The sequence below is a fragment of the Streptomyces sp. DSM 40868 genome (assembly GCF_011820545.1).
Classification (GTDB): domain Bacteria; phylum Actinomycetota; class Actinomycetes; order Streptomycetales; family Streptomycetaceae; genus Streptomyces; species Streptomyces eurythermus.
Genome location: NZ_CP050504.1, coordinates 6172155 through 6198134, shown reverse-complemented (window position 1 = coordinate 6198134; position 25980 = coordinate 6172155). Strand labels below are relative to the sequence as shown.

Sequence of the window (25980 nt, the reverse complement as noted above, 5' to 3'; positions counted from 1 at the left end):
CCGGGACCGGTGCCCGGTCAGCCCATGAACTTCTTGAACTCGTCCGGCAGCTCGAAGTCCTGGCCGCCCTGCTGGCCCGGCAGGCCGAACGCGCCGCCCGCCTGCGCGGCGGCCTCGCGGCGCCGGGCCTCCTCCAGCTCCTGCTGCTTGCGCTTCATCGGGTTGCCGGAGCGCTGCTTGCCCTTGGCCTTCTTCTGCTGCTTCTTCTGCCGGCCCGGGCCGCCGCCCATGCCCGGGATCCCCGGCATGCCCGGCATGCCGCCGCCCTGGGCCATGCGGGACATCATCTTGCGGGCCTCGAAGAACCGCTCGACCAGGCCCTTGACCGCGCTGACGTCGACACCGGAGCCCTTGGCGATACGGGCCCGGCGGGAGCCGTTGATGATCGTCGGGTCCTGGCGCTCGGCCGGGGTCATGGACTTGATGATCGCGGCGGTGCGGTCGACGTCCCGCTCGTCCAGGTTGGCGATCTGGTCCTTGATCTGGCCCATGCCCGGGAGCATGCCGAGCAGCTTGCTGATGCTGCCCATCTTCCTGACCTGCTCCATCTGGGACAGGAAGTCGTCCAGGGTGAAGTCCTGGCCCTTCTTGGACGCCAGCTTGGAGGCCATCTTGGCGGCCTCTTCCTGGCTGAAGGTCTTCTCCGCCTGCTCGATCAGGGTGAGCAGGTCACCCATGTCGAGGATGCGGGAGGCCATCCGGTCCGGGTGGAAGGCGTCGAAGTCGTCCAGCTTCTCGCCGTTCGACGCGAACATGATCGGCTTGCCGGTGATCTGCCGGATGGACAGCGCGGCACCACCGCGGGCGTCGCCGTCGAGCTTGGAGAGCACCACGCCGTCGAAGCCGACGCCGTCGCGGAATGCCTCGGCGGTGTTGACGGCGTCCTGACCGATCATCGCGTCGACGACGAACAGGATCTCGTCGGGCTGGACCGCGTCCCGGATGTCCGCGGCCTGCTGCATCATCTCGGCGTCGATACCGAGACGGCCGGCGGTGTCCACGATCACGATGTCGTGGACCTTGGACTTCGCGAACTCGATGGAGTCCTTGGCGACCTTCACCGGGTCGCCGACGCCGTTGCCCGGCTCCGGCGCGTACACCGCGACACCGGCGCGCTCGGCGACGACGCTGAGCTGGTTCACGGCGTTCGGGCGCTGGAGGTCACAGGCGACCAGCAGCGGGGAGTGGCCCTGTTCCTTGAGCCACCGGCCGAGCTTGCCCGCGAGGGTGGTCTTACCGGCACCCTGGAGACCGGCCAGCATGATCACGGTGGGCGGCTGCTTGGCGAAGCGGAGGCGGCGGGTCTCCCCGCCGAGGATCTCCACCAGCTCGTCGTTGACGATCTTGATGAACTGCTGCGCGGGGTTGAGCGCCTTGGAGATCTCGACCCCGAGCGCCCGCTCCTTGACCTTCTTGACGAACGAACGGACGACAGGGAGGGCCACGTCGGCTTCGAGGAGCGCGATGCGGATCTCACGTGCCGTGGCGTCGATGTCCGCCTCGCTGAGCCTGCCCTTGCCCCGGAGGGACTTGAAGGTGGCTGAGAGACGGTCGGAGAGAGTATCGAACACGGCGGCGTCGGTCCTCAGAGTCGGAAGCTGGGTCGCCCTCAAGAGTATCTGGCTCCGCAAGCGGATCGGCCCTGGCCGGGAAGGTCACCCCCGCAGCGTCTCCTCCAGCACCCGTGCCAGTGACCCCGCGTCGTCCGCCGGCAGCGGCGCGCCCGTGCCCGTCGTGACGTAGAAGGCGTCCACGGCGTTCGCGCCGAGCGTCGACACGTGCATGCTCCGCACCCGTACGCCCGCCTTCTCCAGGGCCGTGCCGATGCGGTGCAGCAGGCCGGGCGCGTCCTGGGCGCGGACCTCGATCACCGTGGCGTGGCGGGAGGCGGCCGGGGCCACGGTGACCCGGGGCGGCGGGGCGGTCCAGCCGCGCCGGCGGGGGTAGGCGGCGTCGCGTTCGGCGAGCCGGCCGGCGATGTCCAGGGTGCCGTCCAGGGCGCGGACGAGGTCGGTGCGCAGCCGGGCCGCCTGGGGCAGGGAGCCGTACTCGGCGGCGACCCGCCAGTCGAGCAGGAGGATCGTGCCGTCGTCGTCCACGTCGTCCGGCAGCCGCAGGGCGCGCAGTTCCGCCGTGCGGACGGTGAGGCGGTGCACGGCGAGGACCCCGGCGACCGCGGGCAGGACGCCCGGCTGGTCGGGGACGGCGATGAGCAGCTCGACGCCCAGGGGTTCCGGTTCGCCGGGCGGCGGCTGGGTGCCGGGCACGGGTTCGGTCTGGGCGCGCAGGGCGAGGACCGGGCCGCCGGTGCGGAAGGCCTCGATGGCGAGGCGCTCCTGTTCGGCGGTGGGCGCGGCGGGCTCGGGCTCGTCGGGGGCGGCCCCGGCGAGGACCCCGGAGACGCGCCGGACCAGGTCGGCGACGAGGTTGCCACGCCAGGAGGACCAGGCGGCCGGGCCGGTGGCGAGGGCGTCCGCCTCGGTGAGGGCGTGCAGCAGTTCCAGGGTGCTCTGGGTGCCGACCGCGTCGGCGACGGAGCGGACGGTGGCGGGGTCGTCCAGGTCGCGGCGGGTGGCGGTCTCGATGAGCAGGAGGTGGTGGCGGACCAGCGTGGCCAGCACGGCGACGTCGGCGTGGTCGAAGCCGATCCGCGCGGCGACGTCCTTGGCGATGATCTCGCCGGCCACCGAGTGGTCGCCGGGCCAGCCCTTGCCGATGTCGTGCAGCAGGGCGGCGACCAGGAGCAGGTCGGGGCGGCCGACCCGGCGGGTGAGGGCGGAGGCGCGCACGGCGGTCTCGATGAGGTGCCGGTCGACGGTCCAGATGTGGACGGCGTTGCGCTGGGGACGGCAGCGGACCCGTTCCCAGTCGGGCAGCAGGCGGGCGATCAGGCCCTCGGCCTCCAGCGCCTCCCAGACCTCGACGGTCGGGCGGCCGGAGCCGAGCAGGGTGACCAGTTGTTCACGGGCCTCGGCGGGCCAGGGGGTGGGCAGGGGGCGGGCGGTGGCGGCCATGTGCCGGGCGGCGTGCGGGGAGAGCGGGAGGCCGGCCTGCGCGGCGGCGGCAGCGGCGCGCAGCGGCAGGACGGGGTCGCGGTCGGGGCGGGCGGCGCGGGCGAGCACCACTTCGCCGTCCTGTTCCACGACGCCCTCGGCCAGCGGCGAGCGTTCGGCGGCCGGCCGGCCGCCTCCGAGCATGGCGCGCAGGCGTGGCCGTACGGCGCGTGCGCGCAGGACGCGGCCCACTTCGCGCCAGGTGACATCGGCGGCGTACGCGATGACGCCGGCGGCTTCGTAGACCTGGCGCAGCAGGGTGTCGGCGTCCAGCAGGCCCAGCTCGGCGGCCACCTGGTCCTGTTCCTGGAGGGCGAGCCGGTCGGTGGCGCGTCCGGTGGCCAGGTGGAGGGCGTCGCGGACGTCGAGCAGGCGGCGGCGGGCGTCGGCCAGTCCCTCGCGCGGGGCGTCGGCGAGCCAGGAGGCGGCTACGGCGCGCAGGGCGGTGGCGTCGCGGAGGCCGCCGCGGGCCTCCTTGAGGTCGGGTTCGAGCAGGTAGCGCAGTTCGCCCTGGCGGGCGGCGCGCTCGGCGCACAGTTCGCGCAGTTCGGGCAGGCGCTTGGCGGCCTGGTTGCGCCAGTCGGTGAGGACGGCGGTGCGCAGGCCGGCGGTGAGGGTGGTGTCGCCGGCCAGGTGGCGGGCGTCCAGCAGGCCGAGCTGGACCTTCAGGTCCTCGGCGGCGGTGGTGCGGGCCTCGGCGGGGGTGCGCACGGAGTGGTCGAGGGCGAGGCCGAGGTCCCAGACGGGGTACCAGATCCGGTCGGCGAGGGCGGCCACGGCGGCGGGGTCGGAGCCGTCGTGCAGCAGGACGAGGTCGAGATCGCTGCGCGGGGACAGCTCGCCGCGGCCGTAGCCGCCGACGGCGACGAGGGAGACGCCCCGGGCCGGGCCGGCGGCCGCGCCGAACAGTCCGGCGAGCCAGTCGTCGGTCAGTCCGGCGAGGGCGGAACGGCGCGGCGGCCCGGACCGCGCGTCCTCGGTGAGGAGGCGCAGCCGGGCCGCCGCGTAGCCGCCGGTCCCCGGGTCTGTTGTCCCTGTGTGCGTGTCCGTGCCCGTCACCCGGCGACTCCTCTTCCTGTCGGTGCTGGTCAGAGCGCGTCCGGACCGCGCTCGCCGGTGCGGACGCGGACGGCGGTCTCCACCGGCAGGGACCACACCTTGCCGTCCCCGATCTTGCCGGTGCGGGCGGCCTTGACGATGACCTCGATCAGCTGCTCGGCGTCGTCGTCCTCGGCCAGTACCTCCACGCGGACCTTGGGGACGAGGTCGACGGTGTACTCGGCGCCGCGGTAGACCTCGGTGTGGCCGCGCTGCCGGCCGTAGCCGCTGGCCTCGGTGACGGTGAGCCCGTGCACGCCGAAGGCCTGGAGGGCTTCCTTGATCTCGTCGAGCCGATGGGGCTTGACGACTGCGGTGATGAGCTTCATGCGTCCACCTTCCGGGTCTGCGCGGCGGCCGGGGCAGCGGTGGCGATACCGGCGACGCCGCCGCCCGCTCCGCTGAAGTCGTATGCGGTCTCGGCGTGTTCGGCCTGGTCGATGCCGGAGATCTCCTCGTCCTCGGTGACCCGCATGCCGAGGGTCCTGTCGAGGAGGAAGGCGAGGACGGCGGAGGCGATCAGCGAGTAGGCGAGGACCGCGAAGACGCCCGCGCACTGCTTCCACAGCTGGTCGAAGCTGTGGTCGCCGTAGAAGACGCCGGTGGCGGTGGACTGGCCCTTGCCGGTGGCGAAGAAGCCGACGAGCAGGGAGCCGAGGATGCCGCCGACCATGTGGACGCCGACGACGTCGAGGGAGTCGTCGTAGCCGAACTTGAACTTCAGGCCGACGGCCGCGGCGCAGGCGACGCCGGCGATGGCGCCGACGGCGATCGCGCCGAGCGGGGAGACCGCGCCGCCGGAGGGGGTGATGGCGACCAGGCCGGCGACCGCGCCGGAGGCGGCGCCGAGGGTGGTGCAGGCACCGTGCCGGATCTTCTCGTAGCCGAGCCAGGCCAGCATCGCGGCGGCGGTGGCGACCTGCGTGTTGACGAACATCAGCGCGCCCACGCCGTCGTCGTTGCCGAGCCAGGAGCCCGCGTTGAAGCCGAACCAGCCGAACCAGAGCAGACCGGCGCCGAGCATGACCAGCGGGAGGCTGTGCGGGCGCATGGGGTCCCGCTTGAAGCCGACGCGCTTGCCGATGACGAGGATGACACCGAGCGCCGCCGCACCGGCGTTGATGTGGACCGCCGTACCGCCCGCGAAGTCGATCACGCCCAGCTTGAAGGCCCAGCCGTCGGAGGCCCAGACCCAGTGGGCGACGGGGATGTAGACGATGGTCGCCCACAGGGCGACGAAGAGCGCCCAGGCGGAGAACTTGACCCGGTCGGCGAGGGCGCCGCTGATCAGGGCGGGGGTGAGTATGGCGAACATCAGCTGGAAGACCATGAAGACGAAGACCGGGATGGTGTAGCCGTCCCAGAGTTCGGTGAGGCCGATGTCGCTGAGGCCGATCCAGTCGGCGTTGTAGCCGATCAGGCGGTTGCCGTTGCCGAAGGCGAGGGAGAAGCCGTAGAGCACCCACAGGACGGTGACGATCCCGAGGCTGATGAAGCTCATCATCAGCATGTTCAGGGTGCTCTTGACGCGGACCATGCCTCCGTAGAAGAAGGCGAGGGCCGGGGTCATGAGCATCACCAGGGCGGAACAGATGAGCATGAAGCCTGTGTTGGCGGACGACAGTCTGGGTGCGTCCGCCGCAAGCATGATGGCTGGTGCCATCGGCGTCTCCTCGTCGATTGGTACGGCCCCGTGCGGGCGGTGCCTGAGCGGTCCGGTCGGGTGAGGGGTGGGCCGGTTGTGCGCCACGAGACTCGCGCAGCGCGGTTTCGGTGGAAGCCCCTCGTTGTTTCGCCGGGGTGACGAAGGCGCCCTGTGTGTTACGCGTCGATGAAGCGGGAGATGCCGGGCCGCGCCGGTCGTTATCGTGGCGCAACCTTCCGCGGGGTGATCCCCGTGGGGGAACGAACCGGCCGCGGCGGTCCTCTCGACGACCTGGCATGGGGGAGCCGAGTCGGGCAGTTCGCGAGGACCGGCCGCGGCCGGGGCTGGGGGGGTACCGGGGTCAGCCGGCCTCGGCGGCCTCCGGCAGGTCGGCGGCGAGCTTCTCGGAGAGGTCGACCACGGCGGCCAGCTCGCCGTAGTCGCGTACGGCCGTGCCGACCGTCTTGCGGATACGGGTGTTCACCCGTTCGGAACGGACCTTCTTGGCGACGTCCAGGGCCTTCGCCGCGTACTCCGTGCTGCGCTCGGGCTCGCGCTGGAGCAGGTGCACGGAGGCCATGCCGATGAGGTTGAGCGCGTACGACCGCTGGTGCTCGGAGTCCTTGGCGAACAGTTCCACGGCGCGCCGCATGAGGGGTTCGGCGAGGGAGGCGTAGCTGGGGCTGCGCCCGGCGTTGTAGGCGAGGTCGCGGAAGGAGTGGGAGTTCTCCGCGTACAGCTCGGCCTCGGAGAAGAAGCGGATCCAGTCGGGGTCCGGTTCGTCCCACTCGTCGATCTCGGCGAAGGTGTCCTCGGCGAGGCGGACGGCCCGCTTGGTCTTCCCGGGCTGGCCCATGTTGGCGTAGGCGCGGGCCTCCATCGCATACAGCATGGCCTGGGTGCGCGGGCCGGCGCAGTCACGGCTGCCGTACTGGGCGAGGTGGATCAGTTCCAGGGCGTCGTCGGGCCGGCCGAGGTGGATCATCTGACGGCTCATGCTGGACAGGATGTAGGAGCCGAGCGGCTTGTCGCCGGCCTCCTTGGCGGCGTGCAGGGCGAGCACGAAGTACTTCTGCGCGGTGGGCTGGAGGCCGACGTCGTACGACATCCAGCCGGCGAGCTGGGACAGTTCGGCGGCGACCTGGAACAGCTTGCGGGTGGTGGCCTCGGGCTGGGGTTCCTGGAGCAGGTCGGTGACCTCGTGCAGCTGGCCGACGACCGCCTTGCGGCGCAGTCCGCCGCCGCACTGGGCGTCCCACTTGCGGAACATGCGGGTGGTGGACTCCAGCAGCTCCAGCTCGGGCCGGGAGAGCCTGCCCGGCCGGCGGGAGTCGAGCACGGGGGCGGGCTCGGCGGGGGCCGGGGAGCCGGGGGTGGGCACGAGCCAGCGCTGCATGGGCTCGATCAGGGAGGGGCCGGCGGACAGGGCGAGGGAGGTGCCGAGGAAGCCGCGCCGGGCGAGCATCAGGTCGCTGCGGGAGAACTCGCCGAGCAGGGCGACCGTCTGGGCCCCGGTCCAGGGCAGGTCGACCCCGGAGGCGGCGGGCGACTGCCGGGCGGCGCGCAGCCCGAGGTCCTCGACGGAGACGACGCAGCCGAAGCGTTCGGAGAACAGCTCGGACAGGATGCGCGGGATCGGTTCCCGGGGATTCTCCCCGTCGAGCCAGCGGCGCACCCGCGAGGTGTCGGTCGAGATGTGGTTGGCGCCCAACTGGCGTGCCCTGCGGTTCACCTGCCGGGCCAGCTCGCCCTTGGACCAGCCGCTGCGCACGAACCACGAGCCGAGCAGCTCGTTGGGGCGCTTTTCAGCGCTCGTACCGCTACCGCCGTTGCCGCCCACTGGGATGCCCCCATTTCCTGAGACCACTTGTCACCTGGTGCGCCAAACCTTATCAGAATGCCGGTAAATAACGCCTCCTGTCCGGCGATTGTCACCCTTCGAACGAGCAGTCGGCTTGCCTCCGGCTTACCCGCGCGCGCATGCGCCCCCGTGAACTCGCGCACTCAGAGTAATCTCACGATCACCCTCCCACCCCGGGCGTACCGGAAACGCCACCATTCGCCACCCCTTCGAATGCGTACACGAATGGCTCCGCGCGTTGTACTTACGGGGGACGGGCGGAAGCCGGCGGAGTGATGCACCCAGGGGCGCACAGAGCGCAATGTGCCACCCAGCGCGCTCCAAGGCGCCGCATTGGCCCCATCACCACGCGGGCAGGCGGAGCCGTAATGTTACGTTCCGCTTCCGTCTCGTTCCGTGTCGTAACCACCGGCGCGCAGGACCCGTTGGAGGGGGCATGGGCTTCACGATCGGCGGCATCCGCGAGATCCGCTCCGGCACGCGTCGGCGCGGGCGCCTGGCGGAGTGCACCACCGTCGCCGAATTCACCGGACTGTGGGGCTGGGACGTGGTGCCGGGAGCACGCGCCGCCGGGGGCGCCTGTTCGTGCGGGCGGCGTGACTGCGCGGCGCCGGGCGCGCATCCGCTGGAGTTCGCGCCCCCGGTCCCGGCCGGGGCCACGCTGGACGAGGTGAGCAAGGCCTGGTCCGAGTTCCCGGGCGCCTCCGTGATGCTGCCGGTCGGCCAGGCGTTCGACGTCCTGGAGGTGTCGGAGCCCGCCGGCCGCCGCGCCCTGGTCCGCCTGGAGCGGATGGGCCTGCCCCTGGGCCCGGTCACCGCCACCCCGGACGGCCGCGCCCACTTCTTCGTCGCCCCCGGCGCCGCCGCCGACCTGCCCCGGCTGCTGTACCGCCTGGGCTGGGACGACCCGGCCGCGCTGGACCTGCGCGGCCTCGGCCCGGGGAGGTACATCACCGCCCCGCCCTCCGACCGGGGCGGCCTGGGCCCGGTGCGCTGGCTGCGCCCGCCCGCGCTGGACTCCGCGACCCGGCCTCCGGCGGCCCGGCTGCTGCTGGGGGCGCTGGCGTACGTGGCGCATCGGTCGCGGCCGTAGGAGCGGCTGGGAAAAGACCGGCGCCCGCCCCCACCGCACTGGGGGGGGACGGGCGCTTACGCTCCTCACCTAGGAACGTTCCTAGGTCAAAGCGGCATATAACCGGCGAATCAGTCGCCGATCAACGCGTCCACGAACGCCTCCGGCTCGAACGGCGCGAGGTCGTCCGCGCCCTCGCCGAGCCCGACCAGCTTGACCGGCACGCCCAGCTCGCGCTGGACGGCGACCACGATGCCGCCCTTGGCCGTGCCGTCCAGCTTGGTCAGCACGATGCCGGTGATGTCCACGACCTCGGCGAACACCCGGGCCTGCACCAGACCGTTCTGGCCGGTGGTGGCGTCCAGGACGAGCAGCACCTCGTCCAGCGGCGCGTGCTTCTCCACCACGCGCTTGACCTTGCCCAGCTCATCCATGAGCCCGGTCTTGGTGTGCAGGCGCCCGGCGGTGTCGATGAGCACCACGTCGACGCCCATCTCCTTGCCTTCCTTCACCGCGTCGAAGGCGACGGAGGCGGGGTCGCCGGCCTCGGGGCCGCGCACGGTGTGGGCGCCGACGCGCTCGCCCCAGGTCTGGAGCTGGTCGGCGGCGGCGGCACGGAAGGTGTCGGCGGCGCCGAGCACGACGGTGCGGCCGTCGGCGACCAGGACCCGGGCGAGCTTGCCGGTGGTGGTGGTCTTGCCGGTGCCGTTGACGCCGACGATCATCACGATGCCGGGCTTGCGGCCCTCGGGCTCGGTCTTGACCGTGCGGTCGAGGTCGGTGCCGACCAGGTTGAGGAGTTCCTCGCGGAGCAGGCCGCGCAGTTCCTCGGGGGTGCGGGTGCCGAGCACCTTGACGCGTTCGCGCAGCCGCTCGACCAGTTCCTGGGTGGGCTGCACGCCGACGTCGGCGGTGAGCAGCGTGTCCTCGATCTCCTCCCAGGTGTCCTCGTCCAGGTGCTCGCGGGAGAGCAGGGTGAGCAGGCCCTTGCCCAGGGCGTTCTGCGAGCGGGACAGGCGGGCGCGCAGCCGGACGAGCCGGCCCGCGGTGGGCTCCGGGACCTCGATCTCGAGCTCGGGAGCCTCGGCGGCGGGGGGCTCCTCGACGACGACCGCGGGGCCGCCCGGGAGATCAACCTCCTCGATCGTCCGGCGCGGTTCGTCGCGCGGCGTCTCGGCCTCTTCGCCGACGTGCGGCTCGGCCGGGGGCGCGGTGATGTCGGGCGCCTTCGGGGGCGGCGGGGGCAGCGGCTTCCGGCGCCGGCTGCCCACGATCAGCCCGCCGAGCGCGCCGAGCACGACCACGGCGATGACTACAGCAAGGATGACGGTTTCCATAACCCGACCAGTATCGGCCATGGGGTCCCCGAGAACCCCGTTTGTGGCTTTCTCCGAGAGACAAAGGCCACTTAACACGAGGACTCGGAGCAAAGTACGATGGTGACACCTCTATCCACGCGCGTAGAGTCCCCACGTCACCTTGTCCCCCCATGTCAGGCACCTCTTCCATGAGCAAATCCGCCGAGACCGAAGGCGCTCTCGAAACCCGCGGTATCGAGCAGGTCCCCGACCACGAGCGCACCGCGCGTCCGCGGCAGCTGTTCCCCACCTGGGTCGGCGCGAACATCAGCGTCCTGCTGCTGACGATGGGCGCGAGCCTCGTCGTCGCCTACCACCTGAACTTCTGGCAGGCCCTGATCGTCGCCGTGGCCGCGCCGATCGTGTCGTACGGCCTGGTCGGCCTGATCGGCATCGCGGGCAAGCGGGGCGGTGCGCCCGGCATGGCGCTGTCGCGCGCGGTCTTCGGGCAGCGCGGCAATCTGCTGCCCGGTTCGCTGATCTGGGTCGCGCGCTGGGGCTGGGAGACGATCAACGCGGTGACGGGCGCGTACGCGATGCTCACCATCCTGGACATCCTGTTCGGCATCAAGGCGAACAATGTGCTGGACATGGTGATGCTGCTGGCGTTCGTCGTGGCGACCTTCGCGATATCCGGGCTCGGCATCAACGCCGTGCAGAAGTGCAACAAGTACGCGACCTATTTCTTCGGCGTCTTCTCGGTGCTGGTGCTGGGCTATCTGGTGGTGGACACCGACTGGTCGAAGGTGATGGACCACAGCGCCGGTTCCACGGCCTCGGTGATCACCGGCGTCGGCATGATCGCGGCGGGCGGTGTCAGCTGGATCCCCTCGGCCCCGGACTTCACCCGCTATCTGCCGCGTACGGCGTCCTCGAAGGCGATCGTCTGGACGGCGGTGGGCGGCGCCGGTGTCGTCGTGCTGCCGATGGTGCTGATGGGCGCGGTGATGGCGGTGTCCACCCCGGATCTGGCCTCGGCCAGCGACCCGGTGTCCTTCCTGGGCGAGATCCTGCCGACGTGGATCGCGGTGCCGTACCTGTTCATCGCGCTGATCGGCATGCTGCTGATCAACTCGATGTCGATGTACTCGGCCGGCTTCACCGCGCAGACCCTCGGCATCAAGGTGCCGCGGCACTGGGCGGTCTCGGTGAACGCGGTGATCTCGCTGGTGTTCGGCGGGGTGCTGATGCTGGTGGCGACCAGCTTCATGGGCTCCTTCATCGCCTTCCTGTCGCTGCTGGCGGTCGCCTTCTCCGCGTGGGTCGGCGTGTTCGGCGCGGACATGCTGCGCCGGACCGAGTACGACGGCCGGGCCATGGCCGACACCACCCGCACCAGCGCCTACTGGTACAAGGGCGGCTTCTCCCCCGCGGCCGTGGCCGCCTGGGCGGTCGGCCTGGTGTCGGGTCTGATGTTCACCACCTCCGACTGGTTCACCGGCCCGCTGGCGACGAACAACGTGATCGGCGAGTACGGCCTCGGCTGGGTCGCCACGATCGTGATCTCCGGCGTGCTGTACCTGGTGCTGCCGAAGCCGGCGCCGGCCCCCCGGCCCACGGCCGACGAAATCGCCGGGCAGCCCGCGGCCACCGGCGTCTGACACCGGCCGGACCCCTGACCATCTGACGCACCGACAGCTGACGTCCCCCTCCATCGAGCCGTACCGGAGGGGGACTTCGCATGCCCGTCACGGTCGTACGCTTCAACCTCGTCGCGCCCGGCGCCCCTCCCGAGGCCCTGTCCGCCCGCTACCGGGCCGCGGTGGAGACGGCCTGCTACGCGGACGCGCACGGGACCACCGGCCACCCGCCGGATCGCGGTGACGGTGTCGGCGGTGATCGGCCCGCCGCACGACCCGCTGCGGCTGGCGGAGGACATCGCCGTGCTGGATCCGCTCGGCGGCGGCCGGCTGGTGACCGTGGCCGGGATCGGCTACCGGCCCGAGGAGTACGCGATGTTCGGCGTCGACCGGGCCCGGCGCGGCCGGCTCCAGGACGAGTTGCTCCGGACGCTGCTGACGGCGTGGACCGGTGAGGAGTTCGACCACCGGGGCCGCAGGGTACGGCTCACCCCGCGCCCGTACACCCGGCCGCATCCCCTGCTGCTGGTCGGCGGCTCCTCCAGGGCCGCCGCGCGCCGGGCCGCCCGGTTCGGCCTGCCGTGCTTCCCGAGCGCGCACCTGCCGGAGCTGGAGGCGTACTACCAGGAGCGGCTCGCCGAGTACGGCACCGAGGGCTGGACGATGATGCCGGCCGCCGAGGCGCCGCTGCTCCGTCTCGCCGAGGACCCGGACCGGGCGTGGGCCGAGTACGGCGGGCATCTGCTGCACGAGGCCCGCACCTACGCCTCCTGGCAGTCGGCCGGGATCCGCTCGGCGGTGCGGTCGGCGGCCACGACGGTGGCGGAGCTGCGCGCGGAGGGCGTGTACCGGATTCTCCCCCCCCCGGAGCAGTGTCCGGCGCAGGGCCTGGACAGCCTGGTGCCGCACCCGCCGGCGGGGGGCGTGCCGGTGGAGGAGGGCCGGCGCAGCCTGCGGCTGCTCGCGGAGCGGGTCGTGCCGGCGCTGGGGAGCCGGGCGTAGGAACACCGCCGCCCCCGGTCCGGGCGGGTGGCCTGGACCGGGGGCGGCGGACGGTACGAGGAGAGGGCAGCGGGGTCTTGGCCCTTCTCCCCGAGTTCGGGAAGCCTCGCTACGAGGCTCAGCCCATCTCCTCCAGGGACTTGCCCTTCGTCTCCTTGACGAACTTCAGGACGAACGGGATGGAGAGGGCGGCACAGACGGTGTAGATCACGTAGGTGCCGGAGAGGTTCCAGTCGGCCAGCGACGGGAAGCTCGCGGTGATGGCCCAGTTGGCGATCCACTGCGCGGAGGCGGCGACACCGAGGGCGGCGGCACGGATCCGGTTCGGGAACATCTCGCCGAGGAAGACCCAGACCACCACGCCCCAGGACAGGGCGAAGAAGAGGACGAACAGGTGGGCGGCGATCAGGGCGACCCAGCCCTGGGTGCTCGGCAGCTTGCCGTCGACCAGGTCGTAGCTGAACGCCCAGGCCTCCAGCGCCAGGCCGACGACCATGCCGACCGAGCCGATGAGGGCGAGCGGCTTGCGGCCGACCCGGTCCACGAAGATCATCGCGATCACGGTGCCGACGATGTTGATGATCGAGGTGGTGAAGGAGTAGAAGAACGAGTCCGACGGGTCGACGCCGACCGACTGCCACAGCGTCGAGGAGTAGTAGAACGCGACGTTGATGCCGACGAACTGCTGGAAGACCGACAGGCCGATACCGATCCAGACGATCGGCTTGAAGAAGAAGGAGCCGCCGAGCAGGTCCTTGAAGGAGGACTTGTGCTCGCTCTTCATCGCGTGCTCGATCTCGGCGACGCGGGCGTCGAGGTCGGTCTCCTTGCCCTCGACCTCGGCGAGGATCTCGCGGGCGCGCTCACGCTTGCCGACGGAGAGCAGGAAGCGGGGGGACTCGGGGATCGCGAAGGACAGCATGCCGTAGAGGACGGCCGGGACGACCATCACACCGAGCATGACCTGCCAGGCCTCCAGGCCCATCAGCTTGCCGCGCTGGTCGCCGCCGGCGGCGTTGAGCAGACCCCAGTTGACCAGCTGGGAGACGGCGATGCCGACGACGATCGCGGCCTGCTGGAAGGAGCCGAGCCGGCCGCGGTAGGCGGGCGGGGCGACCTCGGCGATGTAGGCGGGGCCGATCACGGAGGCCATGCCGATGGCGAAGCCGCCGATGACGCGCCAGAAGGCGAGGTCCCACAGCGCGAACGGCAGCGCGGAACCGACGGCGCTGACGGTGAACAGGACGGCGGCGATCTGCATACAGCGGATGCGGCCGATGCGGTCGGCTATGCGGCCGGCGGTGGCGGCGCCGACGGCGCAGCCGATCAGCGCGATCGCGATGACCTGGGCGAGGGCGGCGGAACCGACGTCGTAGCGGTCCCGGATGGCCTCGACGGCGCCGTTGATCACGGAGCTGTCGTAGCCGAAGAGGAAGCCGCCCATGGCGGCAGCCGCCGCGATGAAGATGACGTGCCCGAGATGTTCGGGGTGAGCCGTCCTGGCTCCTGACTGAGGTGCCTGCGCTGTGCTGGTCACGGTGTAACTCCTCGGGCCACGGCAACGCTGCCGGGTGGGGGCGTAGCCCTTACAGGTCTCCAGTGGCGCATACGGGCGGTCCACTCACACCTGAAGGTAAAAGCAACGTTGCAGAGACTATGCCTTCAAGTTTCGAAGTCAATAGTTCAACGACTGTGAGTTTTCAGATATGCCTGACGATCTTGCGTTCAAGAACTGAACACTCGGCGAGATGATCTTGAAGGGATCCCTGGTGAACCCGGGAAAAGGGGCTACCGCAACCGCTGGGAGATGACCTTGGAGACGCCGTCGCCCTGCATGGACACGCCGTAGAGCGCGTCGGCAACCTCCATCGTCCGCTTCTGGTGCGTGATCACGATCAACTGCGAGCTCTCCTGGAGCTCCCGCATGATCCCGATCAGCCGCTGGAGGTTGGTGTCGTCCAGCGCGGCCTCGACCTCGTCCATGACGTAGAACGGGCTCGGCCGGGCCTTGAAGATCGACACCAGCAGCGCCACCGCGGTCAGCGAGCGCTCGCCGCCCGACAGCAGGGAGAGCCGCTTGACCTTCTTGCCCGGCGGACGCGCCTCCACGTCCACGCCCGTGGTCAGCATGTTCGCGGGATCGGTCAGCACCAGCCGGCCCTCGCCGCCGGGAAACAGCCGGCCGAAGACACCCTCGAACTCGCGGGCGGTGTCCCGGAAGGCCTCGGTGAAGACCTGCTCGACGCGCTCGTCGACCTCCTTCACCACCTGGAGCAGGTCGGCGCGGGTCTTCTTCAGGTCCTCCAGCTGCTCGCCGAGGAACTTGTGCCGCTCCTCCAGCGCGGCGAACTCCTCCAGCGCCAGCGGGTTGACCTTGCCCAGCTGCTGGTACGCCCGCTCGGCCGCCTTGAGCCGCTTCTCCTGCTCGGCGCGGTCGAAGGGGCGGGGCCGGTTGCGCGGGTGCCCGGGATCCTCGGGCAGCCGCTCGCCGTCGGCGGGGGGCGAGGGCGGCACCGGCTGGTGCGGCCCGTACTCGGCCACCAGTCCCTCCGGTTCGACACCCAGTTCCTCCAGCGCCTTCGTCTCCAGCTGCTCGATGCGCAGCCGCTTCTCGGCGCCGAGTACCTCGCCCCGGTGGACCGAATCCGTCAACTTGTCGAGTTCGGCCTTGAGTTCACGGCCGGCCGTGCGGGCGGCGGCCAGCTCCCGCTCCCCCCGGGCCTTGGCGTCCTCGGCTGCGGCGCGCTCCTGCTCGGCGCGGGCGAGGGACACCTCCACATGCGCGAGCAGCTGCCGGGCGCCGGAGGCGACGGCCCCGGCCACGGCCGCCTCGTGGCGCAGCCGGGCCCGGCGCCGCTCGGCACGCGCGCGTGCCTCGCGTTCGGCGCGGGCCGCGCGGTCGAGCGCGTCGGCGCGTCCGGCGAGCCCCTTGACCCGCTCCTCGTGCGTACGGACCTGGAGGCGGGCCTCCATCTCGGTCTGCCGGGCGTTGGCCCCGTCGGCGGCGAGCCGGTCCCGGACCGAGGTGTCCGGCTCCTCCTCCACCGGTGCCTCCTCGGCCACGGCCAGCCGCTCGGCCAGCTCCTCGGCCTCCTGTACGGCCGCCTCCAGCGCCTCCTGAGCGCGGGCCGCCGCCGCGGCCGACCGCTCGGCCTCGCCGGCGGCGCCGCGGGCCTGGCCGGCCAGGCGGCCGAGCTGCTGGGCGACGGCCGACTTCTCCTGGTCGGCGGCGCGGCGGCGCTCGCCGAGTTCCTCCACGAGGGTGGCGGCCCGGGTACGGCGCTCGGCCGCCGCGCGCTGCGCCTCGGCGAGCTCCCGGCAGCGGACCTCCAGCTCGGCCAGTTCGGCCGCGGCCTCGTCCACGGAGGCCTGGACCTCCAGCATGCTGGGGGCGCCCGCGGAGCCGCCGTGCGCGATGTGGGCGCCGAGGAGGTCGCCTTCGGCGGTGACGGCGGTCAGGTCGGGGCGGGCGCGGACCAGGGTCTCGGCGTCGGCCAGGGTGTCGACCACGACGATGCCGCGCAGGACGCGGCGGACGGCGGGCATGAGGTCGGCGGGGCCGTGGACGAGGGTGGCGGCGAAGAGGGGTCCGCCGCGTTGGGGGGCTGAGTCGGCGTCGTCGGGTGCGGATGCGTCGTGGCTGCGCGCCGCGGTCCGGGGTGCTGAGTCGGCGTCGTCGGGTGCGGGTGCGTCGTGGTTGCTCGCGCCGTTCCCCGCGCCCCCTCGGGGCGCTGCCCCGCCATGGTCGAGTGCGCGAGCGTCGTGGTTGCTCGCGCCGTTCCCCGCGCCCCTTCGCGGCGCTGGCCCGCCATGGTCGAGTGCGGGTGCTTCGTGGTTGCTCGCGCCGCTTCGGGGGGTTTCTTCCGGGGCTTGGGTCAAGAGGAGGGTGGCTCGGCCGGCGTCCTGTTTGCGGAGGAGGGTCAGGGCCTCGGTCGCTGCCGCCGGGGTGGTGACGGCGAGGGCGTCGGCCGCCGTGCCGAAGGCCGCCGCCAGGGGGATCTCGTAGCCCGGGGTGATCCGCAGGAGTTCCGCCGCCGGGCCGAGGATGCCGGTGAGGCGGTCACGCGCGCCGAGCAGTATGCCGGTGCCGTCCTTGCGGCGCAGGCCCAGCGCCAGCGCCTCGTGGCGGGCCTGGGTCGCCGCGCGGGTGCGCTCCGCGGCGGTGAGGGCGTCGCGGGCCGTGCCCAGGGCCGCCTCCGCCTCGGCCAGCTCCCGCTTCGCGGCCTCGTGCCGCTCGGCCAGGTCGGCGTCGCCCGCGTCCAGGCCGTCGACCTCCGCGCGCAAAGCCTCGTACTCCTCCTGCGCGCGCACCGCCCGCTCCCGCGCCTCGTCGCGGGCCGTGGCGAGCCGGTCGATCTCGGCCTGGGCGGAGGCGACGCGTGAGCGGGCCGCGTTGACCTGCCCGGAGAGGCGGGCCAGGCCCTCGCGGCGGTCCGCGATGGCGCGGGCGACGTCCTTCAGCCGCCGCTCCTCCACGGCCAGCTCCCGCTCCAGTTCGGCGCGGTGCGCGACCGTGTCGTCCAGTGCCCGCCGCGCCGCTTCGAGGGCGGCCTCCAGCTCGGCCTCCTGTTCCCGGACGCGGGCGGCCTCGCGTTCCAGGTCCTCGGGGTCCCGGCCGCGCCGCTCCTCGGGCGGGGCGGAGGTGGCGCTCCTGACCCGGGCATCGGCCAGGGAGATCGTGCCGCGGACGCGTTCGGCGAGCTGGGACAGCTCGTACCAGGTCTGCTGGGCACGCGTCAGACGCGGGGTGAGCCGGCGCACCTCGTCCTCCAGCAGGGCCTCCTGCTGCAGGGCCTTCCTCAGTTCCCGCTCGGCGGTGTCCTTGCGTTCCTTCAGCGCCGCCTCGTCGGCGATCTCCGCCTGGAGGGCCGCACGCAGCCGCACGAGGTCGTCGGCGAGCAGCCGCAGCCGGGCGTCACGGAGGTCGGCCTGGATGACGGCGGCCCGGCGGGCCACCGCCGCCTGCCGGCCCAGGGGCTTGAGCTGGCGGCGCAGTTCGTCGGTGAGGTCCTGCACGCGCGCGAGGTTGGCCTGCATCGCGTCCAGCTTGCGGAGCGCCTTCTCCTTGCGCTTGCGGTGCTTGAGGACGCCGGCCGCCTCCTCGATGAAGGCGCGGCGGCCCATGGGATCGGCGTGCAGGACGGAGTCGAGCTGGCCCTGGCCGACGATGACGTGCATCTCGCGGCCGATGCCGGAGTCGGACAGGAGTTCCTGGATGTCCAGCAGCCGGCAGGTGTCGCCGTTGATCTGGTACTCGCTGCCGCCGTTGCGGAACATGGTCCGCGTGATGGTGACCTCGGCGTACTCGATGGGCAGGGCCCCGTCGGAGTTGTCGATGGTCAGGGACACCTCGGCGCGGCCGAGCGGCGGGCGGCCGGTGGTGCCGGCGAAGATGACGTCCTCCATCTTGCCGCCGCGCAGCGACTTGGCGCCCTGTTCGCCCATGACCCAGCTGAGCGCGTCCACGACATTGGACTTGCCCGAGCCGTTCGGGCCGACGACACACGTGATCCCCGGTTCGAACCGGAGTGTGGTCGCCGAGGCGAACGACTTGAACCCGCGCAGGGTCAGGGCCTTGAGGTGCACAGCCCCTGGACTCTACCCGCCGCTCCCGGCTCGGCCGACGAACCCCCGCCGCCGCGCGGTTTCGTCATTGACCATGCAGGGCACACCAGATGTTGAAGAAGGTGAAAGGATGCGGGGGTAAAGAACGAAGGGACGCCGAAGCGTCCCTTGCTACTCTGACGACTGGATCGCAGCCGTCCGATCAACTGAGCGGTTGATACGGGCAACCCGATCACTGTCTCTGCTGTTGTGGAGCTGATGCAGCGATCAGGTGAGCGCAGGCTCCGCCTGGTGTGCGTCGATGCTCTCCATGATCCTCTCCTGAGAGGCGGCAGCCGTCAGCGCTTCGTTCTCGGCCTGGATCCGTCCGAGCTCGGACTCCAGGTCCTGTACACGCTGCTGCAGCCGTCGCATCTCGGCGAGGAGTCGAGGGTCGGAGCCGCCGACGTAACCGAGAAGCGCCTTTGCCATGATGGATGGTCCTCCACAATGAGTGACCGACCGATGCGGTGTGGGTCGTGAGGGATTCGCACCCGCGGTGCTTGGCACATCCGGGTGTTGCTCTGCTGTTGTTCCATGCCAAACAGCTAAGGTGCGCGGGGCTTTCAGCGTCTCACCAAAAAGTTTGACGGTCAACACGATCACACCCTGTATTGGGGGGCAAACCGGGGCGCACGGCCGGGAACACGGCGGTGCTGCGGCTCTCCGGGGCCCTCAGGGCGTGGCGACCAGCAGTACCTGCGGAGCCTGCCATGCCCCGCCCGCCTTGGCAACCACCAGGGCGTTTTCACTCCCGGCGGGCGCCCGCGGCGCCCCGCGGCGGCCCGGCCGAGGGGTGCGGCGGGACCGGATCAGCGGATGGCGAAGCCGTCGTAACCGCCGCGCGGTGTGTCCCAGATCTCTGTCACACCGTCCACGCGCCCGGGCGTGTCGGCGCCCTGGAGCCAGTCCAGCAGCCCCTCGCAGCCCTCGCGCGGCCCCTCCGCGACCACCTGGACCCGGCCGTCGGCCAAATTGAGAGCAAAGCCACTCAGCCCGCCGATCTCCAGTGCCTTGGCCCGCGTGAACCAGCGGAATCCCACGCCCTGCACGTGTCCACGCACCCAGGCGACCAGTCGTACGTCCTCGCTCATGGGTGCAACCTAACCGGCCGGTGCCGCTCGAGACACGTCGCGCCCCGGCGACATCGGGTACCGTCCGGACCCGGTGAATCGTGGCTGAAACCCACTCGAAGGAGTGGAGTGGATCGGCCACACGTACGAGGAACGCGTACGAGGAAGAGGGCAAGGATCATGGGACGCCACCGACGCTCCGCCGCCGGAAGCGACGACCCTCGGCACGCGCACGACCCTCGGCACTCCCCCGCGCACCCGTCGTCCGGGGACCGCCCGGTCCCCGCGGACATCGGGCCGTATCCGGCCCCGGAGGCGTACGCCGAGGCCACCGCGAAGGCGCAGGCCTATCTGTTCGCCACGGACGACGAGCCGACGCCGGCCGCGCCCGAGTCCGGCTCCGCGCCCGACTCCGGGACCGACTCGGGCTCCGGGGACGGGGGCAGGGGCGGGGACGCGGGCGGCGAGGCGCGCGGGGGCGACCGGCCCTGGTCCAAGGCCGTACGTCCGGTGCGCGCCGCTCTGCTCGGGGTGGCCGTGGCCGTCGTCCTCGGCACGGCCGCGGTGGGCTCCGGCGCGGTGCCTGGCCTGGAGCACTACCGGCTCGGCGGTGGTACGGACACCACCGGTGGCGAGCGGACGGGGGCCGTGGCCTCCCCCGGCAACACGGCGAGCGAGCAGGGGGGCACCTCGGGCAGCGTCGGCACCGGTGCCACGGCGGGTTCCGGCGATGGCAGCGCCACGGCGGGTTCCGGCGACGGCGGCGGCCGGCCCACCGGGTCGTCGGACGCGTCCCCTTCGGGCGCCGCCTCCGCCTCGAAGCCGGCGCCCGCCGGATCGGCCCCGGCCCGGACGGCCACCGGGAAGCCGTCGCCGGCCACCGGAAAGCCGTCATCGAAGGCCGGTCCCCGCAAGACGCCGGGAACCGGGCGGACCGAGCCCGCCGAGCCCGCGCCGGCCGAACCGTCCGGACCGGCCAAGCCGTCCGCGTCCGGCACCCCGGCCAAGCCCGCACCCCAGCCCAAGCCCAAGCCCAGCAAGCCGAAGGCCACCCCGTCCCGTACGGCAACTCCTACGGCAGCTCCCTCCCGTACGCCCGAACCCCCGGCCCCCGCCCCCTCCTCCCCCACGGACACCGTGGCGCGGGAGGCCGCCGTCGAGGCGGAGGTGCTGAAGCTGGTCAACGACGAGCGGGCGAAGGCCGGGCTCGGCGCGCTCGCGGCGAACTCCGCGCTGACCGGGCTGGCCGAGGCGTTCAGCGACGACATGGCCGCGCGGGGCTTCTTCTCCCACACCGACCCGGACGGCAGGTCGCCGTGGGACCGGGCGGCGCGGGCCGGGGTCACCAGTCTCGGCGCGGAGAACATCGGCCGTGGCCAGGCGGACGCGGCGGCCGTGCTGGCGGCCTGGATGGACAGCCCGGAGAATCGCGCCAACATCCTGAACCCCGGCTTCACGACCTTCGGCGCGGGGGTCCACCTCGGTCCGGGCGGCCCTTGGTGGACGCTGGAGTTCGGGAGCTGAGCCGACCGGCCCCGGGACACCCGGCCGGTGACGGTCTACGCCGCCGCGCGCCCCACGGCGAAGATCTTCGCCGTCTGTGCCACCCGGCGGCCCAGGTGCTCGGCGGTGGCGATGTCGGCCTTGTGGACGCCCTCGGGCCCCTGGTCGTTGTTCGACTGGGCGGCGGCGCCGGCGAAGAAGCCGAGGCGGTTGAGGTCGTTCTCGGAGGCGGTGCTGCTGTTCCAGCCGGGGAGCAGGCCGAGGTTCACCCAGTGCATGCCGTGCTGGGCGGCCAGCGTCTGGAAGAACTGGAGGGTGTGCAGCTTGTCGCCGCTCTTGGACGCCGAGTTGGTGAAGCCGGCGGCCAGCTTGTCCTGCCAGGCCCGGCCGAACCAGCGCTGGGAGGTGGTCTCGGCGAAGACGTGGAAGGCACCGGAGGCGGTGCCCATGTAGGTGGGCGAGCCGAAGACGATCGCGTCCGACCGGTCCAGCGTCTCCCACTGGGCGTCGGTGATCTCGTCCACCTTGATCAGGTGCACCTCGGCCCCGGCGTCGGCGGCACCGGCGCGGACGGCCTCGGCGAGGACGGCGGTGTGGCCGAAGCCGGAGTGGTAGGCGATGGACACCACGGGCGTGGTCATTGGGGGGCTCCTCGGAAAGGGCAGCGGAATACGGCACTTGCTCGACGAGAGGGCGGCTCGGCGGGAAGAGCGACCGTCGGCGATAACCAAAGGAAAGCACTAACCATCAGTTAGTGCAACCTGGTAGTAAGCGCTGCGTGGGCGTACCCTTGGGGTATGACGGCCATCACCCAGGACCATGACGACCTCGCGTACAACGTCTTCGCCAAGGCCTGCCCGTCGCGCGGCACGCTGGAGCACGTCACGGGCCGCTGGGGCGGGCTGACGCTCGGCGCGCTGTACGAGGGGTCGCTGCGCTTCAACGAACTGCGCCGGCGCGTCGACGGGGTGAGCGAGAAGATGCTGTCCCAGACCCTGCACGCGCTGGAGCGGGACGGCCTGGTGCACCGCGAGGCACAGCCGACGAACCCGCCGCGCGTGGACTACGAGCTGACGCCGCTGGGCCGCCGGGTCGCCGAGCGGCTGCTGGCGCTGATCCACTGTGTGGAGGGCGCGATGGACGACGTCCTCGCGGCCCGCGCGCACTACGACGAGACGCGCGGCGCCCTCTGACACCTGGGACAGAAATAGCTGGACCGGTTCATCCAGGGGCGGCGCCGCATGGGCGTGCCGCACCGCTTGCACGGCAGCCCCTCACGGCCGTACGCGTCCAGGGACCGGTCGAAGTAGCCGGACTCGCCGTTGACGTTGACGTACAGGCTGTCGAAGCTGGTGCCGCCGACGGCGAGGGCCGCGTTCATCACGTCGCGGACGTGGCTGAGGAGTTCCGCCGTGACGGGGCGGGTGAAGTTCGCCGTCGGGCGTTCGTAGTGGACGCGGGCGCGCCACAGGGCCTCGTCCGCGTAGATGTTGCCGACGCCGCTGATCAGCGACTGGTCCAGCAGGGCCCGCTTGATGGTGGTCCGCTTGCGGCGCAGCGCCTGGTGGAAGGCCTCGTCGTCGAAGAGCGGGTCCAGCGGGTCGCGGGCGATGTGCGCGATGACGTCGGGCAGGCCGTCGGCGGTGTTGTCGTGCAGCGACAGCCCGCCGAAGGTGCGCTGGTCCACGAAGCGGAGTTCGGTGCCGAGCCGGTCGGCGAACCGGATCCGGATGCGCAGGTGCTTCTCGTCCGGCGCGTCATGGGGCTGCACCAGCAGCTGCCCGCTCATGCCGAGGTGGGCCAGGACGGACTGGTCGGTCTCCTCCAGCGGCAGCCACAGGTACTTGCCGCGCCGGCGGGGCGTGCCGATGTGGTGGCCCTTGAGCCGGTGCGCGAAGTCGTCGGGCCCGGCGAGGTGCCGGCGGACGGCGCGCGGGTGCAGCACCTCGGTGTCGGCGACGGTCCGGTGGGCGACCCAGCGCTCCAGGCCCCGCCGAACGACCTCGACCTCGGGCAACTCGGGCATCGGAAACCCCCGTGAGAACCGTACGGACCGGTGGACGGTACGAGCGCCCGCGCCGGCGTGGACGGCCGGGCGGGCGCTCGGGTGCTGCTGGTGCTGCTTCGGTCAGGCGTTGGCGGAGGACGTGTCGGTGTTCTTGACGGATTCCTCGGCCGCCTCGACGGCTTCGTCGGCCGTCTCGCGGACGGGTTCCTCGACCGCCCCGGCGGATGCGTCGGCCGTCTCGCGGACGGGCTCCTCGGCCGCTTCCTTGGCCGCCGCCTTGGCACGTTCGTCCGCGGCGGCCCGGATGGACCGCCAGGCGGACTCGGCGGCCTGCTGCTCCGCCTCCTTCTTGCTGCGGCCGGTGCCGGTGCCGTACGAGACGCCCCCGACGCGGGCGGCAGCAGTGAAGGTCTTCTCGTGGTCGGGGCCGGTCTCCGTGACCAGGTACTCGGGCACGCCGAGCCCCTCGATCGCGGTCAGCTCCTGGAGGGAGGTCTTCCAGTCCAGGCCGGCTCCGAGGTTGGAGGACTTCTCGATCAGCGGGTCGAACAGGCGGTGCACCAGTTCGGAGGCCGCGTCGAGGCCCTGGTCGAGATAGACCGCGCCGATCACCGCTTCAAGGGTGTCGGCGAGGATGGACGCCTTGTCCCGGCCGCCCGTGCCCTCTTCACCCCGGCCGAGCCGGATGAAGGCGCCCAGGTCCAGGCCGCGGCCGACCTCCGCCAGCGCACGCGAGTTGACCACCGCGGCCCGCAACTTGGCCAGCTGGCCTTCGGGCAGGTCGGGGTGGGTGCGGTACAGCGTGTCCGTGACGACGAGGCCGAGCACGGAGTCCCCGAGGAACTCCAGGCGCTCGTTCGTCGGCAGACCGCCGTTCTCGTACGCGTAGGAACGGTGGGTCAGCGCTCGCACCAGAAGGGCGGACTCGACCTGGTAGCCGAGCCGCCCTTCCAGAAGCGTGTGGGACGAGGCCTGCGGACTACCCCCGCGCTGGCGGGGACTAGCTGCTTTCGCGTCAGTCATCGGGCCTCTCACCAGCCACTCAGACTTCGAGGACCTGGCGCTTGTTGTAGGTGCCGCAAGACGGGCACGCGATGTGCTGCTGCTTGGGCTCGTGGCAGCGCTCGCACGCAACCAGGGTGGGGACCGCAGCCTTCCACTGCGACCGGCGGTGGCGCGTGTTGCTGCGCGACATCTTCCGCTTCGGAACAGCCACGGCTACTTCTCCTGCTTCTCGTCGACGCCCGCTTCGGCGCCGCTCATCTCGTCCTTCTCGCCGTCCGTCATGGTGCCGGCGAGTCCCTGCAAAGCCGCCCAACGGATGTCGACGGCGTCATGGTGGTGGTCCGGGTCGTCCGCGAGCCGCGCTCCACACTCGGAGCACAGGCCCGGGCAGTCGTCCTGGCACACCGGCTGCATCGGCAGTGCGAGCACCACCGCATCGCGCAGCAGAGGTTCGAGGTCGATCAGACCGTCCTCGATGAAGAGCCTGCCCTCGTCGTCCTCGGCGTCGTCGCCCGGTTCCGTGATCACACGGCCCCGGTCGTCGGCGTCAGGGTACGAGAACATCTCCTGGAAGTCCGCTTCGAGCTCCAGCCCGACCGGCTCCAGACACCTTACGCACTCCCCCTCGGCCGTTGCACGGGCGGTGCCTGTGACAAGCACCCCTTCCATGACCGACTCCAGGCGGAGGTCGAGTTCCACCGGGCTGCCTTCCGGCACTCCGATGACTCCCTGGATGCCGAGATCCCGGGGAGCGTCGATCTCGCGGGTCAGGCGCTGCAGCGCGCCAGGACGCCGGCCCAGCTCGTGCGTGTCGATCACGAGGGGGTTGCGGTGGTCGAGGCGGGCGTTGGGAGCCATTCCTGCTTTCGATCTGCGAACTCGAAGGGACGCAGCCCGGTGGTGTCCCCGGGCAGCGGTGATCGCGGGCATGCGCGACCGAACAGCCAGGATACTGGACCTTTCGCTCAGCGCCCAATCCGGTCCCCGGCTACAGGCCCCGGCCCTGCTCGTACGCCCGCAGCTGCTCCGCGCTGATCATGCTGGTGTCGAAGAGGCTGGTCTCGTCCAGGGCGTAGCCCTGCTGGGGCTGGGACTGCTGGGGCTGGTGCGGGGGCTGCGGCTGGTGCGGGGACTGGTGGGCCTGCTGGGGCTGGTGGGCCTGCTGGGCGCCGTAGCCCTGGTAGCCGTAGGGGTCGGCCTGTCCGTAGCCGTACGGGTCCTGGGCCGGCGGGTACTCCGGCTGCTGCGGGAAGCCCGTGTACGGGTCCGGCTGCTGGACCGGGGCGCCTTCCGCCGGGCCGTAGCCGGCGGCGGGGGCGTAGGCGGGCTGGGGATCGTAGGCGGGCCGGGCCGGGCCGGGCTGCCGCCGGGCCGCGCGGTCGTCGTCCGCGAGGGCCGCCAGGTCGGCGAGGTAGTCGGCGTCGCTGGAGTGCTGGAAGGTCGTGGTGTCGTCGGCGAGCGCGCCGAGGTCGTCGGTGGCGATCCGGCCGTGCAGCTTCTGCCGGCCCCGGCCGACGGCCTCCAGGGTCTTGGCGAGGACCGCCTCGAAGGCGCCGAGCTTGGCGTCCACGTAGGCGTCGGCGTCGCGGCGCAGGGTCTCCGGGTCGTGGCTGCGCTCGGGGGCGTCCTCGTCGGCGTAGCCCTCCTCGTCCAGGCCGGGGCCGGTGCCGAGGAGCTTCTCGCGGCCCCGGCCGACCGAGCCGAGCGTCTTGGTGAGGACGACCTCGAAGTTGGCGAGCTTGGAGTCCACGTAGTCGTCGGCCTCGGCGCGGATCTCCTCGGCCTCCTTGCGGGCCTCGGCCAGGATCCGGTCGGCCTCGGCCTGGGCGCGGCGGGCGATCTCGGTCCCGGCGACCAGCGAGCCGCGCTCGGCGTGCGCGCTCTCGATGATCCGCTCGGCCTCCTGCCGGGCCTGCTCGACCATCTGCTCACGGTCGCCGATCAGCTCCCGCGCCTGGGCGAGGGAGCCGGGCAGCGCCTGGCGCACCTCTTCGAGCAGCGCGAGCAGCTCGGCGCGGTTGACCACGCAGGACGCCGACATGGGCATGGACCGGGCGCCGGAGACCGTGGAGACGATCTCGTCGAGCTTCTTCTGCACGTCCACCTGTGCTCGCCACT

Annotated in this window: 20 protein-coding genes and 1 pseudogene; 5 read left to right on the top strand and 16 right to left on the bottom strand. The window is 72.0% G+C overall.

From position 1 onward, the window contains the following. Window positions 1-17: 17 nt before the first annotated feature. The 5 genes from ffh to HB370_RS28295 form a co-directional block, all read right to left on the bottom strand. The gene (ffh, locus tag HB370_RS28315) at window positions 18-1571 is read right to left on the bottom strand and encodes a signal recognition particle protein (RefSeq protein WP_030785139.1); all 1554 of its coding nucleotides are present in this window, start codon (window positions 1569-1571) and stop codon (window positions 18-20) included. Window positions 1572-1655: 84 nt separating this feature from the next. Beyond that, window positions 1656-4112 (bottom strand): [protein-PII] uridylyltransferase, encoded by a 2457-nt coding sequence (locus HB370_RS28310; protein WP_030785142.1) that lies wholly within the window; start codon window positions 4110-4112, stop codon window positions 1656-1658. A gap of 29 nt (window positions 4113-4141) precedes the next feature. After that, on the bottom strand, window positions 4142-4480 hold the full coding sequence (locus HB370_RS28305; RefSeq protein WP_030612756.1) for a P-II family nitrogen regulator: 339 nt from the start codon (window positions 4478-4480) through the stop codon (window positions 4142-4144). Further along, entirely contained in the window at window positions 4477-5814 is a 1338-nt protein-coding gene (locus tag HB370_RS28300; RefSeq protein WP_030785145.1) for an ammonium transporter, read from the bottom strand. Before HB370_RS28300 ends, HB370_RS28305 begins: the two co-directional genes overlap by 4 nt. Window positions 5815-6157: 343 nt before the next feature. After that, window positions 6158-7636, bottom strand: a complete 1479-nt coding sequence (locus HB370_RS28295; protein WP_030785149.1) for a hypothetical protein — start codon at window positions 7634-7636, stop codon at window positions 6158-6160. A gap of 457 nt (window positions 7637-8093) precedes the next feature. Between HB370_RS28295 and HB370_RS28290 the strand changes: the two genes are divergently transcribed. Then, window positions 8094-8750, top strand: a complete 657-nt coding sequence (locus HB370_RS28290; RefSeq protein ID WP_030785151.1) for a bifunctional DNA primase/polymerase — start codon at window positions 8094-8096, stop codon at window positions 8748-8750. Window positions 8751-8860: 110 nt separating this feature from the next. Here the strand turns inward: HB370_RS28290 and ftsY are convergent, their stop codons facing one another. Continuing rightward, window positions 8861-10066 (bottom strand): signal recognition particle-docking protein FtsY, encoded by a 1206-nt coding sequence (gene ftsY / locus HB370_RS28285; protein WP_030785154.1) that lies wholly within the window; start codon window positions 10064-10066, stop codon window positions 8861-8863. 170 nt (window positions 10067-10236) lie between these two features. Here ftsY and HB370_RS28280 point away from each other — a divergent pair, with 170 nt between their 5' ends. Further along, window positions 10237-11688: a cytosine permease gene (locus HB370_RS28280; RefSeq protein ID WP_037702006.1), complete on the top strand. Its 1452-nt coding sequence runs from the start codon at window positions 10237-10239 to the stop codon at window positions 11686-11688. Between the two features lie 80 nt (window positions 11689-11768). After that, a pseudogene (locus HB370_RS28275) lies at window positions 11769-12669 on the top strand (LLM class flavin-dependent oxidoreductase). 118 nt (window positions 12670-12787) lie between these two features. Here the strand turns inward: HB370_RS28275 and HB370_RS28270 are convergent. From HB370_RS28270 to HB370_RS28250, 4 genes are all read right to left on the bottom strand, one after another. Continuing rightward, a complete protein-coding gene (locus tag HB370_RS28270) occupies window positions 12788-14206 on the bottom strand; it encodes a sugar porter family MFS transporter (protein ID WP_030785159.1) in 1419 nt (472 codons plus the stop codon). Window positions 14207-14457: 251 nt separating this feature from the next. Next, entirely contained in the window at window positions 14458-18255 is a 3798-nt protein-coding gene (locus HB370_RS28265; RefSeq protein ID WP_030785161.1) for an AAA family ATPase, read from the bottom strand. Between the two features lie 246 nt (window positions 18256-18501). Beyond that, entirely contained in the window at window positions 18502-18705 is a 204-nt protein-coding gene (locus HB370_RS28255; protein WP_030612740.1) for a hypothetical protein, read from the bottom strand. Window positions 18706-19085: 380 nt separating this feature from the next. Continuing rightward, entirely contained in the window at window positions 19086-19367 is a 282-nt protein-coding gene (locus HB370_RS28250; protein WP_030785163.1) for an acylphosphatase, read from the bottom strand. Between the two features lie 159 nt (window positions 19368-19526). Here HB370_RS28250 and HB370_RS28245 point away from each other — a divergent pair, with 159 nt between their 5' ends. Then, window positions 19527-20870 (top strand): CAP domain-containing protein, encoded by a 1344-nt coding sequence (locus HB370_RS28245; protein WP_030785167.1) that lies wholly within the window; start codon window positions 19527-19529, stop codon window positions 20868-20870. A 35-nt stretch (window positions 20871-20905) separates the two neighbouring features. On the opposite strand, the gene HB370_RS28240 is transcribed toward HB370_RS28245, so the two are convergent. Beyond that, window positions 20906-21490 (bottom strand): flavodoxin family protein, encoded by a 585-nt coding sequence (locus HB370_RS28240; RefSeq protein WP_030785171.1) that lies wholly within the window; start codon window positions 21488-21490, stop codon window positions 20906-20908. Between the two features lie 156 nt (window positions 21491-21646). On the opposite strand from HB370_RS28240, the gene HB370_RS28235 reads away from it, so the two are divergent. Continuing rightward, window positions 21647-22042: a helix-turn-helix domain-containing protein gene (locus HB370_RS28235; RefSeq protein ID WP_030785174.1), complete on the top strand. Its 396-nt coding sequence runs from the start codon at window positions 21647-21649 to the stop codon at window positions 22040-22042. On the opposite strand, the gene mutM is transcribed toward HB370_RS28235, so the two are convergent. From mutM to HB370_RS28210, 5 genes are all read right to left on the bottom strand, one after another. Then, window positions 22015-22875, bottom strand: coding sequence for a bifunctional DNA-formamidopyrimidine glycosylase/DNA-(apurinic or apyrimidinic site) lyase (gene mutM / locus HB370_RS28230; protein WP_030785176.1), 861 nt, complete (start codon window positions 22873-22875; stop codon window positions 22015-22017). The two genes, HB370_RS28235 and mutM, sit on opposite strands and share 28 nt — an antisense overlap. A 102-nt stretch (window positions 22876-22977) precedes the next feature. Continuing rightward, the gene (gene rnc, locus HB370_RS28225; RefSeq protein WP_030785178.1) at window positions 22978-23880 is read right to left on the bottom strand and encodes a ribonuclease III; all 903 of its coding nucleotides are present in this window, start codon (window positions 23878-23880) and stop codon (window positions 22978-22980) included. Between the two features lie 19 nt (window positions 23881-23899). Further along, window positions 23900-24073, bottom strand: coding sequence for a 50S ribosomal protein L32 (gene rpmF / locus HB370_RS28220; RefSeq protein ID WP_003951102.1), 174 nt, complete (start codon window positions 24071-24073; stop codon window positions 23900-23902). Window positions 24074-24075: 2 nt separating this feature from the next. After that, window positions 24076-24720, bottom strand: a complete 645-nt coding sequence (locus HB370_RS28215) for a DUF177 domain-containing protein (RefSeq protein WP_030785179.1) — start codon at window positions 24718-24720, stop codon at window positions 24076-24078. 130 nt (window positions 24721-24850) lie between these two features. Next, window positions 24851-25966 (bottom strand): hypothetical protein, encoded by a 1116-nt coding sequence (locus tag HB370_RS28210; protein ID WP_030785181.1) that lies wholly within the window; start codon window positions 25964-25966, stop codon window positions 24851-24853. Window positions 25967-25980: the final 14 nt, after the last annotated feature.